We start from the raw sequence: 15620 nt of genomic DNA, 5'->3' as shown, positions 1-15620 counted from the left end.
GTTCTATATTACACCTCTAACCTCTAATCGTCAACATGTTTTTCTAAAAAATATAAAAAGGCTTATTCCTTTTAAAATAAGCCTTTTTATCATATACCATTCTATTCGTTTATTATTTTTCTATAATTGGTAACGAGACGATAAACTGAATAATACCATCCTCATATTCAGCTCGAATACTACCACCTTGTAACTCAACAATATTTTTCGCAATCGCTAACCCGAGTCCCGAACCTTCCGTTACTCTACTTCGAGATTGATCCTTCTTATAAAAACGTTCAAACAGATTAGCTAACTCTTCTCTTGTAAACTCTTCACTATGATTCGCTATAACAATTTGTATATCCCTGCGCTGCCTTTGAAGAGAAACTTTTATCTCTCCATCATCTTTACTATACTTGATCGCATTTATTAGTAAATTATCAAATACACGGACCATCTTTTCTGAATCAATCGATGCATAGGTACGTTCCTCAGGAAATTTCTTAACAAATGTAAGTCCATGTTCTTCCGCCTGCGGTACTAACTCTTCTATTAATTGCTCAAGTAATTCATTTATACATACATCTTGCTTTTCTAGCATAACTTGTTCATTTGTTAACTTCGTATACTCAAATAAATCTTCTATTAAATTCTTTAACTGCTCCGACTTTGCAAAAGCAATTCTCGTATACTCATCATGTTGTTCCATATTCTCATATTTAGAATCTCGAAGTAATCGTAAGTACCCCATAATAGAAGTAAGTGGTGTACGCAAATCATGAGATACATTCGTAATAAGTTCATTCTTTTGCTTCTCTAATTTACGTTCCTTTTCTATATTATTCATAAGCTCTTCTGCCATATTATTAATATTCTCAGTTAAAGCCGCAATCTCATCTTCACCTTTTTTCTCAATACGGTAAGCTAAGTTGCCTTTTTCTATTTCTTTTACTCCTCGCGCCATTGCTTCAATTTGCTTCATCTTTCTCTTTGTTATATAGAAGAAAGAGAAAATGAATACAAGTACACCTATGAAAAACGGAAACGGCCCTTCTTGCGTATCATATATTACTTCGCCTTCTGGAATCCCACTAACAAACATGTATAAATTCTTTCCTTCAATTGTAATAGGTGCAAAAGCTACAAATTCTTTTCTCGTACTTTCAAATTCTTTTCTACCATTCATATAATTAATCGCAAATGATGATGCATTACGAATTGTATTATGCAAATCAATTTGTTCTTCTTGCGCCTGCTTCGTTTTATATAAAACTTTACCGCCCTCGTCAGTAACCAATACTTTTAAAGCTCTAGAGTCTTGTTCTAAATTTTGATTCTCTATTTCAATCATACTTGATATAGCTTCTAATTTATTTTCATGAACTGAACTATTCGCCACACCTTGAGCCTGTTGGTTAATTTGTTCCATACCAGCCCGATAATCAATTGTAGCCTCCCGATTCGCATTCTCAAAAAATGGCGCTGCTGCCTTTGCTGACAAAAGCCCTAATAACGCACAAGCAGTAAACGCAGTAATAAGTTGAATTCGTACACTCCGTTTCACACTTTTCACTATCTTTCCAATCAATTCTCGGATTTTCCTAACATAAGTAAATGGATTAAATATCTTTTTCAATCTTATACCCCACTCCCCATACTGTTTTTATATATATTGGTTTCCTCGGATTCTCCTCAATCTTTTCACGCACTTTCCGAATATGAACCATTACCGTATTATCCGACTGGAAAGATCTTTCGTTCCAAACCTTTTCATAAATTTGTTCCGCGCTAAAGACCATCCCCGGATTACGAGCTAGTAATTCTAAAATTGAAAATTCCCTCGGGGTCAATTTCACTTCTTCTCCATCCACAATAACTTTATGGGTCGATATGTTTATTTTCATCTCTCCAATTTCTAGCTCGTCCTCATTTTGAATAGCGAAGCCATTCATTTTCATATAACGGCGTAACTGAGATTTAATTCTTGCGATTAACTCTAACGGATTAAATGGTTTCGTTACGTAATCATCTGCACCCGTTGTTAACCCTAAAATCTTATCCATATCTTGCGTTTTTGCCGAAAGCATAATAATTGGCATTTCTTTCGATTCTCTTACTTTCATACACATATGAATACCGTCTACTTTCGGCATCATAATATCTAATACAACTAAGTGCACTTCATTTTCTTCCAATAGGCGTAATCCTTCTTCTCCGTCTCCTGCTTGCAATACTTTATATCCTTCATTCTTTAAATAGATTGTAATTAAATTTCGAATTTCTTTTTCATCATCTACGACTAGTATTGTTTCACGTGACACAATATCTCCCCCATCACTTTTTTAATCCCTAACTTCTATTATAGGAAAACTTCTGAAGAAAAACGTTTGGAAATCCTTAAGATTTTCTGAAGACGCAAAAAAGGTCTAGACTCCCCTTAAGTCTAGACCTTTCAAAAAACCCCTCTTATTTACGAACGTAGATGAAATATAGTACGAATAAAACTCCCAGAACATACATAACTGGATGAATCTCTTTACGACGACCGCTTACTACCATTGTAATTGGATAGAAGATAAAACCAATTGCAATTCCTGTTGCGATACTATACGTAAGTGGCATTGAAATGATAGTAAAGAATGCTGGTACTGCAATCTCGAATTTCTTCCAATCAATCTCTCCTAAAGAAGAAACCATCAAGATCCCTACAATAATTAAAGCTGGTGCCGTTACTGCTGGTGTCACAACACTTAATAATGGCGAGAAGAATAGTGCTAGTAAAAAGAATCCCGCTGTTACAACGGCTGTAAACCCAGAACGTCCTCCCGCTGCTACCCCTGCAGACGACTCAATGTACGACGTTGTTGTCGATGTACCTAAGATCGCACCAATTACAGTTGCAATCGCATCTGCAAATAAAGCTTTCCCTGCACGTGGTAATTTATTGTTCTTCATTAATCCTGCTTGATTCGCAACCGCCACAAGCGTACCTGCTGTATCAAAGAAATCGATAAAGAAGAACGTTATAATAACAATACCCATTTCAATAGTGAAAATATCTCCGAAGTGCGTTAACGCCACACCGAACGTTGGTTCTAGACTCGGTATTGCTCCCACCACAGCTTTCGGAGTATCAATTAATCCTGTTGCCACTCCTAAGATTGCTGTAAGAATCATACCGTAAAATACTGCACCGTTGATTTTCTTAATCATGAAGATAATTGTAGTAACAACTCCGAAAATCGCTAGTAACGTTGTGCCCTTTGTTAAATCCCCCAATCCAACAAGAACAGCATCATTTTTTACGATAATTCCAGCATTTTGGAATCCAAGGAAAGCAATGAATAATCCAATACCTGCCGCTACTGCAAACTTTAACTCTGATGGAATTGCATTAATGATTTTTTCACGAATACCTGAAGCAGTAAGAATAATAAAGATAATACCTGACATTAATGTTCCAGCAATTGCTGTTTGCCACGGAATACCCATCGTTAACACTGCTGTATAAGCAAAGAACGCGTTAATCCCCATACCTGGTGCTAAAGCAATTGGATACTTTGCGAAAATCCCCATAATTAACGAACCAATTGCTGCTGCTAATGCTGTAGCAACGAATACTGCGCCTGGATCCATCCCTGTACCTGCCGGTAAACCTTTAACATTGCCAAGCGACAACGTAGCAGGATTGACAAATAGTACGTAAGCCATAGATAGAAATGTCGTTAACCCTGCTATGAACTCTGTTTTATAATTTGTTCCGAGTTCATCAAACTGAAAATAGCGCTTCATCTTACGTTTCCCCCGTTATATGATTACTCGCCGTAATCTCCTAGCCCTCTTTTATCTATTAAAAATAAAAAAGGCTTCCATTGCATATACATGGAAGCGTTCTATGAATAAAGATAAGATTCCCCTCACCTTTATAAAAACGCCTCGTAGTCAAGCCATTTACGGTAGCTAGGTAGAAACTTTCGGGCCATATCCCCGATATTATACGACGGCATAATATTCACTTTTCGTTTGAATTACATACTCATATTAACTCGACAAGGGGCTTTTGTCAATTTAAAAACGAACATTTTTATAAAATTTTATATTTTCGTTCGTATTAAGCTTAAAATTTAAAAAATATCCATCTATGCATAAGCAATAGATGGATATTTTTTATAATACTATTCCCACTCAATAGTTGCTGGTGGCTTACTCGTTACATCATACACGATACGGTTAACGTGTTTTACTTCGTTTACGATACGTACAGAGATTTTCTCTAATACGTCCCAAGGGATACGTGCCCAATCAGCTGTCATACCGTCGATAGATGTTACTGCACGGATACCTACTGTGTAATCGTAAGTACGCTCATCACCCATAACACCTACGCTACGCATACCAGGAAGCGCAGTGAAGTATTGCCAGATTTCACGGTCTAATCCTGCTTTAATAATTTCTTCACGTAAAATCGCATCAGATTCACGAACGATTTCTAATTTCTCTTCTGTGATTTCACCTAATACGCGAATACCAAGACCCGGACCTGGGAATGGTTGACGCCATACGATTTCATCAGGAATTCCTAGCTCAGACCCTAATACACGTACTTCATCTTTAAATAACGTGTTTAAAGGCTCAATTAATTTGAACTGCATGTCTTCTGGAAGTCCACCAACATTATGGTGAGATTTAATTGTTTGTGCAGTTGCTGTACCACTTTCAACGATGTCTGTGTAAAGTGTACCTTGTGCTAGGAAGTCCATACCTTGTAATTTAGAAGCTTCATCATCAAATACGTAAATGAATTCATTACCGATGATTTTACGTTTTTGTTCTGGATCTTCTACACCTTTTAACTTGTTCATGAAGCGTTCTTGTGCATCCACTTTAATAACGTTCATGTGGAAGCCTTCACTGAATGTTTTCATAACACCTTCTGCTTCACCTTTACGAAGTAAACCGTGGTCAACGAAAATACATGTTAACTGATCGCCGATTGCTTTATGAATTAATACTGCTACAACAGAAGAGTCTACACCGCCACTAAGTGCACATAGTACTTTTTTGTCTCCAACAGTTTCACGGATTTTCTCTAGTTCTACTTCGATAAAGTTCTCCATGTTCCATCCTTCAGAACAACCACATACGCCGAATACGAAGTTTTTAATTAAATCGTTACCGTGCTCAGAGTGACGTACTTCTGGGTGGAATTGTACACCGTATAAGTTTTTCGCTTCATTGCTCATACCAGCAATTGGGCAAGACTCACTTGTCGCGTCTACTACGAATCCTTCAGGTAAACCAGTTACTAAGTCGCCATGGCTCATCCATACAACTTGCTCTTCTGGAAGGTTCGCATATAATTTTGATTCGTTCTCTACTTTAAGAACAGCTTTTCCGTACTCACGGTGATTTGCACGCTCTACTTTACCACCAAATTGTTGCGTCATAAGCTGCATACCGTAACAAATACCGAAAATCGGTAATCCTAGGTCAAAGATTTTTTCATCACAATGTAATGCGCCTTCACCGTATACACTATTTGGTCCACCAGAGAAGATAATCCCTTTTGGATTCATTGCTTTAATTTCTTCTGCAGTAATTGTATGTGGATGAAGTTCACTGTATACACCGAACTCACGAATTCGACGTGCTATTAACTGATTGTATTGACTCCCAAAATCTAAAACGATAATTGTATCATGTTGCTTCTTCAAAATAATCACCCCAACGTTAGTTCTCGTATATAAATATTTTCACCAATTTGGCGAAAAGCATTACTAATATAATAAAAAAAGCCAGTCCTCCGCCTCTAGTCTCATAACAAAGAAAAGGCAGGGGTCTGGCTTTATAAAGAAAGATAGTCTCCACTCTTTATAAATATAAGACACACTGCCTTCATAGTCAGGTTGTTTACGGTAACCCGGTAGAGACTCTCAAACCATATCATTGAGGATATATGAAGGATCGTTTTATATTATCTTCCTAGATTCTAACAATGAAGTATCAATGTGGTCAAGAGAGAAAGCGACAAAATTCTACAGAAATTCATTTCCTTTGCTAAAAAACACAAAAAAACATCCACTTCTATCATAGAAGTGGATGTTTTTCGAGCAAACGGAATTACATCATTCCGCCCATACCGCCCATGCCCATGCCGCCCATGTCAGGCATTCCAGCAGCACCAGCTGGTTCTGGTTTGTCAGCAACTACAGCTTCAGTTGTTAAGAACATAGCTGCAACAGATGCTGCGTTTTGAAGTGCAGAGCGAGTTACTTTAGCTGGATCTACGATACCAGTTTCAAGCATGTTAACCCACTCACCAGTAGCTGCGTTGAAACCAACGCCTACTTTTTCGCCTTTTAGACGCTCTACAACTACAGATCCTTCTAGACCAGCGTTGATTGCGATTTGACGAACTGGCTCTTCTAGTGCACGAAGTACGATGTTGATACCTGTTGCTTCGTCGCCTTCAGCTACGATAGAAGCTACTTTTGTGTATACGTTCATAAGTGAAGTACCACCACCTGCAACGATACCTTCTTCTACTGCTGCACGAGTTGAGTTAAGTGCATCTTCAATGCGAAGTTTGCGCTCTTTTAACTCAGTTTCAGTTGCTGCACCTACTTTAATTACTGCTACGCCACCTGCAAGTTTTGCAAGACGCTCTTGTAATTTTTCACGATCGAACTCAGAAGTTGTTTCTTCTAATTGCGCACGGATTTGACCGATGCGAGCTTCGATTTGTTGTGTATTTCCAATACCTTCAACTACAGTTGTGTTTTCTTTCGTTACAACGATTTTACCAGCGCGTCCTAAAGATTCAACTGTAGCAGATTTTAAGTCACGGCCTAATTCTTCAGTGATTACTTCGCCACCAGTTAAGATTGCGATATCTTCTAGCATTGCTTTACGACGGTCACCAAATCCAGGAGCTTTAACAGCTACTACATTGAATGTACCACGAAGTTTGTTCACTACTAATGTAGCTAATGCTTCGCCTTCTACATCTTCAGCAATGATAAGAAGTGGTTTACCTTGTTGTACCACTTGCTCTAATACTGGTAAGATTTCTTGGATGTTAGAAATCTTTTTGTCAGTAATTAAGATGTATGGGTTATCAAGAACTGCTTCCATTTTGTCAGAATCAGTAATCATATAAGGAGATGCATATCCACGGTCAAATTGCATACCTTCTACTACATCTAGCTCTGTTGTGAATCCTTTAGATTCTTCTAAAGTAATAACGCCGTCGTTACCAACGCGCTCCATTGCTTCAGCAATTAATTCACCTACTTCTTCGTCAGCAGCAGAAATAGCAGCTACTTGTGCGATTGAAGATTTGCCTTCGATTGGTTTAGAAATCGTTTTTAATTCTTCAATTGCAGCAGTAACCGCTTTTTCGATACCTTTACGAAGCCCCATTGGGTTAGCGCCTGCTGTTACGTTTTTAAGACCTTCACGAATCATAGCTTGTGCTAATACAGTTGCAGTTGTTGTTCCGTCACCAGCTACATCGTTTGTTTTGCTAGCAACTTCTGCTACTAATTTTGCACCCATGTTTTCGAATGCATCTTCTAATTCGATTTCTTTTGCGATCGTTACACCATCATTAGTAATAAGTGGTGAACCGAATTTTTTTTCAAGTACAACGTTACGACCTTTTGGTCCAAGCGTTACTTTTACTGCGTTTGCAAGAGTGTCGACACCGCGAAGCATCGAACGACGTGCTTCTTCACTAAATTTAATATCTTTTGCCATAATAATTGACCCCCTTGGATTGTTTAAGATTTATATAATTAACCGATAACCGCTAAAATGTCACTTTCACGTAAAATCAAGTACTCTTTACCTTCGTATTTCACTTCAGTACCTGCATATTTTGAGAAGATGATAAGATCACCTGCTGCTACCTCTAAAGCAACACGCTCACCATTTTCAAGCACTCGACCAGTACCTGCTGCAACAACTTTACCCTCTTGTGGTTTTTCTTTTGCAGTGTCTGGTAATACAATACCACTTGCTGTTTTTTCTTCTGCCTGAACAAGCTCAATTACAACGCGATCACCTAATGGCTTTAGCATGAACAATAACCTCCTCATTGTGTTATGTAGATTTTTTTATTAGCACTCAAGTCACCCGAGTGCTAACACACTTATAATAATAAATAATCTCAATTTCTTTTGCAAGTAAAAAAATCATAATTTTTTCGCAAATTACTATATATACTTTTCTATATAAAACCCTTCTTCTACTAGCTTTATCATATGAATCGTTGTTTCTACTGCTCGTATGTTACAATATGAAAGACACCCTAAGTTGTTTTCGCTACACACACAACTTTTTCCTGTCTTCTATTTTAATTTCCAATACAAATTTACAAAAAAATCATAATTCGAATGAAAGTTTATATCGTAGGTAGCATATTACATGTTATCCTGCCTTATCTCATACACTAGAGTTAGAAAGGATGGTTAAACCATTTGAAGAAACAATATTGGTGGATTATCGTTACATATATTTTAATGCAGTTATCATCAATTGCTGGATTACCACTTCTCCTAAAAACTGGACTTTATGATAACAGGGGATTTACTAGAGAGGAGAAATTTCAACTCATAACTGGCCACTGGGCAATCATTAGCTTCTTTATTGCATTATGTATCGTACTTTGGTTACTTAGAACAGATATTCGTGACAGACATTTAGATACGATGCGCTCTTCTGTTCCAGCTACAGTTGGATGGATTTTCATCGGGTTCTTCTTAGCATTTTTCTCCCAAAGTATTGCTGGTATGATTGAAATGTATTTACTAGGTATTAAACCTGGATCTGAAAATACAGCAAGGCTTATGGACATCGCAAGAACAACACCTTGGTTCCTTATTGTTGTATCTATTATAGGGCCAATTTTAGAAGAAATCGTATTTAGAAAAATTTTATTTGGTACACTTTATAAGAAGTTTAACTTCTTTATTGCCGCTATCATTAGTTCTCTTGTATTCGCGGCGATTCATTTTGATTTTACTCACTTATTGGTATACACTGCTATGGGGCTCGTATTCGCCTTTTTATATGTAAAAACGAAACGTATTATCGTCCCTATCGCAGCTCATGTTGCAATGAATACATTAGTTGCAATCGCTCAAATTGCAGTAAGCAATGAGCAAATTCAAGAAATGATTAAAGAAGCTGAGAAAATGCAAGGCTTTATCGGAGGATTTTTAGTATGAGAAACTCACCATTGTTCATGGCTGCATTGTACTTCCTTCTCGGATGTATCTTTACACGTTTCGCCATTACGAACGTAACAGATACAATCTGGAATATGTGGACAATACTATTTGCAGTTATGGCGACAATTGATTTTAATTTGGCGCTTCGCCTTATATTAGTTAAATTTGCACAGAAGAAATAATAAAAATAAAACGCAGAGGTCGCTTCCTCTGCGTTTTATTGTGGATAATTTTTCAAAAAGTACACGAGTGTTTGTAACTCTACAGCTAAATCAATATGATGAATTCTTATATTCTCTGACACATTTAAGCGTGCTGGTGTAAAATTTAAAATACCGTGCACGTTTGTTTCTGCCAATCTATCGGCTACAGATTGTGCTACTGTAGCGGGTACTGTTAATATCGCCACTTGTATATCAGTTGATAAACGTTCTTCTAATTCATCTAAATGATATACAGGAATGCCTCCGATTTCTGTTCCAACTTTCTCTTCACTAACATCAAATGCCATTTCAATCTTTGTATTATTGTTTTTCGTGAAATTATAATGTAAGAAAGCGGTCCCTAAATTACCTACTCCAATAAGCGCTACACGTGTTATATCATCTTGATCGAGTGTTTCCCGGAAAAATGATAATAAATAATTTACGTTATATCCATATCCTTTTTTCCCTAACGCTCCAAAATATGAGAAATCTCTTCGAATAGTTGCGGAATCAACCTTTACCGCTTCACTTAATTCGGCTGATGAAACACGTTGCTTACCAGAAAGAGATAAGTTTTGGATAAATCGATAGTATAGAGGCAATCGCTTAGCAGTGGCTTGTGGAATTTTCTGCTGATCCATATAACCTCTCCTCTCTTCCTATCTTGATTCATATACTTTAATCAAATACAGAAGTTTAGCACTCATTAAATTCCTTGTATAATAGAAAGAAGAAGTATTCTCTCTGTATTTTAAACTATACACTATTTTTAGTATGATTGAGAAATATAAACATGGCAAAGTTAAGAAATTATTTGAGGTGAAAACATTGATTTTATTACAAGTAAATGGACTTTCGAAATTATACGGTGCAGAAACGATTCTTGCAAACATAAAATTGGAAGTGCAAACGAAAGATCGCATCGCATTAGTCGGACGAAATGGAGCCGGAAAATCTACATTATTAAAAATAATTGCTGGGGAGTTATCTCATGATGGCGGCGAAATTATAAAACCGAAAGATGTCTCGATTGGGTATTTAGCTCAAAATACCGGATTAGAAACGTCTTTAACAATTTGGGATGAAATGTTAACCGTCTTTACGCACTTGCAGCAAATGGAGACAAAACTTCGAAGGCTTGAGCAAGCGATGGGAAAAGAAGAAAACTTTTCAAACGCAGCTACATACGAAAAATTATTAGCTGATTATGATCAATTGCAATTAGACTACAAAGACCAAGGTGGCTATCAGTACGAAGCAGACATTCGCTCGATTTTAAGCGGTCTTGGTTTCCCAGTTGAAACGCATCAGACGACAATCTCTACTTTAAGCGGTGGACAAAAAACACGATTAGCTCTCGGTAAACTATTATTAACGAAACCAGACTTACTTATTTTGGACGAGCCTACAAACCATTTAGACATCGAAACATTAACATGGCTTGAACAATATTTACAAGGCTATCCTGGCGCAATACTAATCGTTTCCCATGACCGTTACTTCTTAGACAAACTCGTTACACAAGTATATGAAATTTCGAATAAAGAAAGCAGACGATTTGTTGGTAACTACAGTAAATATTTAGACTTAAAATCAGCACTATACGAGCAAGAAATGAAGCGTTACGAAAAACAACAAGATGAAATCGCGAAACTTGAAGACTTCGTCCAAAAGAATATAGCTCGTGCATCTACGACGAAGCGCGCACAAAGCCGCCGTAAACAATTGGACCGAATGGAATTATTAACAAGACCATTAGGTGATTCTAAATCAGCATCCTTCCACTTCGACATTGAAAAACAAAGTGGGAATGATGTTTTACAAGTAAAAGATGCAACTATCGGCTATGATGCGGATCCGATTATTGAACATGTAACTATGCGCTTAACACGCGGGGATAGCGTTGCTTTAGTTGGACCAAACGGAATTGGAAAATCCACATTGTTAAAGTCCATTGTGAATAAGTTACCATTATTAAATGGTGATGTTTCTTTCGGATCCAATGTATCTGTTGGTTATTACGATCAAGAACAAGCCAATTTAACATCTTCTAAGCGTGTGTTAAACGAACTATGGGATGAATATCCACTGCAACCTGAAAAAGAAATTCGTACGATACTAGGTAACTTTTTATTCACAGGGGATGATGTACTGAAGCCAGTATCTTCTCTTAGCGGTGGACAAAAGGCTCGATTAGCTCTCGCAAAACTTATGATGCAAAAATCCAATTTGTTAATTCTCGATGAGCCAACGAACCATCTTGATTTAAATAGTAAAGAGATTTTGGAGAATGCTTTAATTGATTACCCTGGAACTCTTCTATTCGTTTCACATGACCGTTACTTTATTAATCGCGTAACGACAACCGTTGTTGAGTTATCAACAGAAGGTGCACAGGAGTATTTAGGGGATTACGATTACTACGTTGAAAAGAAAAATGAAATGATTGAACGTGCAGAGCTTGAACAGCAAGAAAATGACGTACCTGTTCAAAAGGTGGTTGCACAAGAAAAGTTAAATTATCTAGAAGAGAAAGAGCGTAAAAAACTAGAGCGTCAACGCACTAGAAAAATTGAAGAACTGGAACAAAGTATCGTAGAATTTGAAGACGAAATTGCTACTTTAGAAGATCAGCTTTGCTTACCAGAAATATATGCTGATTATGAAAAAGCTAGTGAAATTACAACTAAAAAACAAACACTACAAGAACAACTTGAAGCTTGTATGGCAGAATGGGAAGAGTTGCATTTATAAAAGCATTTTAGTAAGAAGGGTGTCTCATAAGTCGAGATTTTTGACTATGCGACATCCTTTTTTGTTTTCTAGAGCGGAGCAACGTCATCGTACATGAACATTTTTTGAATATGTCCATCGTAACTGAAACTATATCAACGATTCGACACCAAGTATCGATTTACCGACAAAGTTTGACATCTGTACCAATTCACAAATTAAAAGAAGATTATCTCGAAATATCTTTTAGATATTCACCATTATTTTATTTCCCGAAAAAGGATATATTCAAAGGTCAGACTTCATCCGATTTATCCACAACGTTATACACATATCCACCTTTAATATATAAACACAGAAATAACTTTTCCACATTATCCACAACCACCAAAAAAGTTATTAACATTTTATATACACAGTAAAAGCCACATTATCAACAAATAATATGGCTTTTATCCACAAGCTGTGGTTAATTTTGTGTATAACTACGCTTCAATATCTAATCCTGGATTTGCATTTAAAGCTAATGTCGCACGTTTTCCTTGTTCATATGCAATTGTACCTGCCGCTGCAATCATTGCTGCATTATCTGTGCATAAGAATAATGGAGGAATAATTAGCTCAATGTTTTCTTTTTGTGCAAATTCTGCTTCTAAACGTGCACGAAGCCCTTTATTCGCGGCCACTCCACCAGCAAGAAGCACTTGCTTTACGTTATATGCATCCGCTGCACGAGACGCTTTCGTTACTAATACGTCAATTACACTCTCCTGAAAACTTGCTGCTAAATCTTCTGGTGCAATTTCTATGCCGCGTTGTTTTGCGTTATGCACAGTGTTGATAACTGCTGATTTCAATCCACTAAAGCTGAAGTCATATGAATCAGGTTCTAGCCATGCACGCGGTAAATCAATTGTTGGCTCTCCTTCATGTGCAAGACGATCAATATGAGGCCCCCCTGGATAAGGCATAGATAACGTACGAGCTACTTTATCATATGCTTCTCCCGCTGCATCATCTCTTGTTTCACCAATTACTTCAAATGAACCATGTTCTTTCATATAAACAAGCTCTGTATGTCCACCAGATACAACAAGTGATAGTAGTGGGAATTGAACTTCTTTTACTAAACGGTTCGCATAAATGTGACCAGCGATATGATGAACACCCACTAGAGGGATATCATGTGCAAATGCCACTGCTTTCGCTGCGTTTACCCCTATTAGAAGCGCTCCTACTAAACCAGGTCCTTCTGTTACAGCAATTGCATCAATATCCTCAAATGTGATATTTGCTTCTTTTAAAGCTTCTTCTAACACAACTGTAATTTCTTCTACATGATGACGAGATGCAATCTCTGGTACAACCCCACCAAAACGTTTATGACTTTCAATTTGTGATGCAACGACATTCGCAATAATTTCCGTTCCATTTTTAACAACTGCTACTGCTGTTTCATCACAACTTGTTTCAATACCAAGTATAATCGTATTTTTTTCCATTATATATTCACCCACATTACGAGACCATCTTCCTGATTGTCTGCATAGTATCGTTTACGAATTCCACCATTTTGAAATCCGTATTTTCTGTATAACTGTTTTGCTACTTCGTTTGATACACGTACTTCAAGTGTCATCGTTTTTACCCCTAGATCTTTCGCTTCAGAAATAACTTCTTTCAATAAAGCATCTCCTAGCTTTTGACCTCTGTATTCTGGCAAAATAGCTATGTTTGTTATATGTGATTCATCAATAATTATCCACAATCCACAATACCCAATTACACGACCATCTTTTTCTAACACAACATAATGTGCATGTTCATTCATCGTTAACTCACGGTGAAAGGCATCAGCAGTCCAAGGAGTTGAAAAAGATGCTTCTTCAATAGCTACAATTTGAGCGATATCATCGAGTTCCATCTTTCTAAGTATCATATCCATCCTCTGCAGACTCCTACTCGTTTTGACTTTCTAACCACTTTGTTTCAGCTTCAGCTAAACGAAGATAACTAGGAACAAATGAATGTACATCTTGTTCTTCTTTTTGTAATCCTAAGAACGCTAGCTCACTCGGTCTTGGGTTATTTTTAGTGAAAGGAGCAAATACAGCTTGATCACCTAAATGTTCTATGATGGTTTCTTTATGCAACTTAACATCATTACCAATAAATAAAACACGCTTTCCTGTATCTTTTAACATTTGCAACCAGTCTACAATAAGGATGATTCGGTCTTCTTCTATAGAAGTTAAATTCTCTCCTTCATATGTATATAATCCGGTATAAACTTGTCCACGTCTTCCATCGAATAAAGGACAGATTAACCCATTAAAATTAGCTCCATTTGCAGCAACTACTTCTAAGCTTGATACACCTACAATTGGTATTTGAAGGGACCACGCTAATGTTTTTGCGGCTGTGACACCTATGCGAACACCTGTATATGACCCAGGTCCAGCGGCTACAACAATTTTAGTTAATTCTTTCGGTTTTACACTACATTCTTTTAACAGTTGCTCCACAGCTGGCATAAGACGTACAGAATGGTTTTTTGTTAAATTTGTAATGATTTCCCCAATCACGTTTCCTTCCTCAATAAGGGATACACCCATTACGTAATTTGAAGTATCAATTGCTAGTACTTTCATCTTGTAATAGCTCCTCACATAATCTAATATAGCGATCTCCAATTGGCTCGAGTACAATTTTTCTCGTGTCATCTCCAGCATGGAATAAACTAATTTGTAACTTTTCATTTGGTAAATATGCTTCTATTAAATGAGCCCATTCTACTACTGTGATTCCTTCACCATAGAAATACTCATCAAAACCTAAGTCCTCTTCACTTTCCGCTAAACGATACACGTCCATATGATATAACGGTAATCTTCCTCTATATTCTTTAATAATATTAAAGGTAGGACTATTTACAACTCTTTTCACTCCAAGACCTTTTGCTAACCCTTTTGTAAAAGTTGTTTTGCCAGCTCCAAGATCTCCTTCTAAAATAATTACATCTTGTGCCTTTACAAGTTCACCTAATCTTTCTGATAATCTTTGTGTTTCCTCAGAAGATTTTGTTGTTACTTCATATTTACTCACAGACTCCACCTACTTTATTCACAATGTTCTCTGCTCTTTATTATACAGGTTTTAAATATATAAAAAAGTCCTTAGGAGTTGTCCTAAGGATAGTTTGACTGTCTTTATTAGTTTTTTGTTAAAACAAATAAAAAAATACGAAACAACTTGTTTCGTTCTTTTCTTTATATAAAATGGCGGTCCCGACCGGGGTCGAACCGGCGATCTCCTGCGTGACAGGCAGGCATGTTAACCACTACACCACGGGACCATTGGTTGCGGGGACAGGATTTGAACCTGCGACCTTCGGGTTATGAGCCCGACGAGCTACCGTGCTGCTCCACCCCGCGATGATATAAATAGCTTGGCGACGTCCTACTCT

General features: G+C 37.2%; 14 protein-coding genes, 2 tRNA genes and 2 riboswitches. Of the genes, 3 read left to right on the top strand and 13 right to left on the bottom strand.

Going from position 1 to position 15620, the window contains the following annotated elements:
* Positions 1 to 112: 112 nt before the first annotated feature.
* From DN410_RS25410 to groES, 6 genes are all read right to left on the bottom strand, one after another.
* Positions 113 to 1618 (bottom strand): sensor histidine kinase, encoded by a 1506-nt coding sequence (locus DN410_RS25410; RefSeq protein WP_149178507.1) that lies wholly within the window; start codon positions 1616 to 1618, stop codon positions 113 to 115.
* Positions 1602 to 2303, bottom strand: a complete 702-nt coding sequence (locus tag DN410_RS25405; RefSeq protein WP_149178506.1) for a response regulator transcription factor — start codon at positions 2301 to 2303, stop codon at positions 1602 to 1604. The genes DN410_RS25410 and DN410_RS25405 overlap by 17 nt, the downstream gene beginning before the upstream one ends.
* Positions 2304 to 2448: 145 nt before the next feature.
* Entirely contained in the window at positions 2449 to 3774 is a 1326-nt protein-coding gene (locus DN410_RS25400; protein ID WP_149178505.1) for an NCS2 family permease, read from the bottom strand.
* 127 nt (positions 3775 to 3901) lie between these two features.
* Positions 3902 to 4003: riboswitch (purine riboswitch) on the bottom strand.
* A 154-nt stretch (positions 4004 to 4157) separates the two neighbouring features.
* Positions 4158 to 5696 carry a glutamine-hydrolyzing GMP synthase gene (guaA, locus tag DN410_RS25395; protein WP_141526296.1) on the bottom strand — a complete coding sequence of 513 codons (1539 nt, stop codon included), beginning with the start codon at positions 5694 to 5696 and terminating at the stop codon, positions 4158 to 4160.
* A gap of 164 nt (positions 5697 to 5860) precedes the next feature.
* A riboswitch (purine riboswitch) is annotated at positions 5861 to 5962 on the bottom strand.
* Between the two features lie 140 nt (positions 5963 to 6102).
* The gene (gene groL / locus DN410_RS25390) at positions 6103 to 7740 is read right to left on the bottom strand and encodes a chaperonin GroEL (RefSeq protein WP_071710570.1); all 1638 of its coding nucleotides are present in this window, start codon (positions 7738 to 7740) and stop codon (positions 6103 to 6105) included.
* 38 nt (positions 7741 to 7778) lie between these two features.
* Positions 7779 to 8063 (bottom strand): co-chaperone GroES, encoded by a 285-nt coding sequence (gene groES / locus DN410_RS25385; RefSeq protein WP_000917307.1) that lies wholly within the window; start codon positions 8061 to 8063, stop codon positions 7779 to 7781.
* A gap of 399 nt (positions 8064 to 8462) precedes the next feature.
* Between groES and DN410_RS25380 the strand changes: the two genes are divergently transcribed.
* Together DN410_RS25380 and DN410_RS25375 are read left to right on the top strand one after the other, a co-directional pair.
* Positions 8463 to 9212, top strand: a complete 750-nt coding sequence (locus DN410_RS25380; RefSeq protein WP_149178504.1) for a CPBP family intramembrane glutamic endopeptidase — start codon at positions 8463 to 8465, stop codon at positions 9210 to 9212.
* Positions 9209 to 9397, top strand: coding sequence for a YdiK family protein (locus DN410_RS25375; protein WP_149178503.1), 189 nt, complete (start codon positions 9209 to 9211; stop codon positions 9395 to 9397). The genes DN410_RS25380 and DN410_RS25375 overlap by 4 nt, the downstream gene beginning before the upstream one ends.
* A gap of 35 nt (positions 9398 to 9432) precedes the next feature.
* Here DN410_RS25375 and DN410_RS25370 read toward each other — a convergent pair whose 3' ends face one another.
* On the bottom strand, positions 9433 to 10062 hold the full coding sequence (locus tag DN410_RS25370; protein ID WP_000372704.1) for a redox-sensing transcriptional repressor Rex: 630 nt from the start codon (positions 10060 to 10062) through the stop codon (positions 9433 to 9435).
* 187 nt (positions 10063 to 10249) lie between these two features.
* Here DN410_RS25370 and DN410_RS25365 point away from each other — a divergent pair, with 187 nt between their 5' ends.
* The gene (locus DN410_RS25365) at positions 10250 to 12175 is read left to right on the top strand and encodes an ABC-F family ATP-binding cassette domain-containing protein (RefSeq protein WP_218947490.1); all 1926 of its coding nucleotides are present in this window, start codon (positions 10250 to 10252) and stop codon (positions 12173 to 12175) included.
* A 464-nt stretch (positions 12176 to 12639) separates the two neighbouring features.
* Here DN410_RS25365 and tsaD read toward each other — a convergent pair whose 3' ends face one another.
* The 6 genes from tsaD to DN410_RS25335 form a co-directional block, all read right to left on the bottom strand.
* Positions 12640 to 13656 (bottom strand): tRNA (adenosine(37)-N6)-threonylcarbamoyltransferase complex transferase subunit TsaD, encoded by a 1017-nt coding sequence (gene tsaD / locus DN410_RS25360; RefSeq protein WP_149178501.1) that lies wholly within the window; start codon positions 13654 to 13656, stop codon positions 12640 to 12642.
* The gene (gene rimI, locus DN410_RS25355) at positions 13656 to 14099 is read right to left on the bottom strand and encodes a ribosomal protein S18-alanine N-acetyltransferase (protein WP_140417544.1); all 444 of its coding nucleotides are present in this window, start codon (positions 14097 to 14099) and stop codon (positions 13656 to 13658) included. The genes tsaD and rimI overlap by 1 nt, the downstream gene beginning before the upstream one ends.
* Positions 14100 to 14112: 13 nt before the next feature.
* Entirely contained in the window at positions 14113 to 14805 is a 693-nt protein-coding gene (gene tsaB, locus DN410_RS25350; protein ID WP_149178500.1) for a tRNA (adenosine(37)-N6)-threonylcarbamoyltransferase complex dimerization subunit type 1 TsaB, read from the bottom strand.
* Positions 14786 to 15259 carry a tRNA (adenosine(37)-N6)-threonylcarbamoyltransferase complex ATPase subunit type 1 TsaE gene (gene tsaE / locus DN410_RS25345; protein WP_000049651.1) on the bottom strand — a complete coding sequence of 158 codons (474 nt, stop codon included), beginning with the start codon at positions 15257 to 15259 and terminating at the stop codon, positions 14786 to 14788. Before tsaE ends, tsaB begins: the two co-directional genes overlap by 20 nt.
* A 174-nt stretch (positions 15260 to 15433) precedes the next feature.
* Positions 15434 to 15509: transfer RNA gene (locus DN410_RS25340), tRNA-Asp, on the bottom strand.
* A 2-nt stretch (positions 15510 to 15511) separates the two neighbouring features.
* Positions 15512 to 15588: transfer RNA gene (locus DN410_RS25335), tRNA-Met, on the bottom strand.
* Positions 15589 to 15620 lie beyond the last annotated feature (32 nt).

This window comes from Bacillus sp. SH5-2, assembly GCF_008368905.1.
Classification (GTDB): Bacteria; Bacillota; Bacilli; order Bacillales; family Bacillaceae_G; genus Bacillus_A; species Bacillus_A luti.
This window is presented reverse-complemented; position numbering and strand designations above follow the sequence as displayed.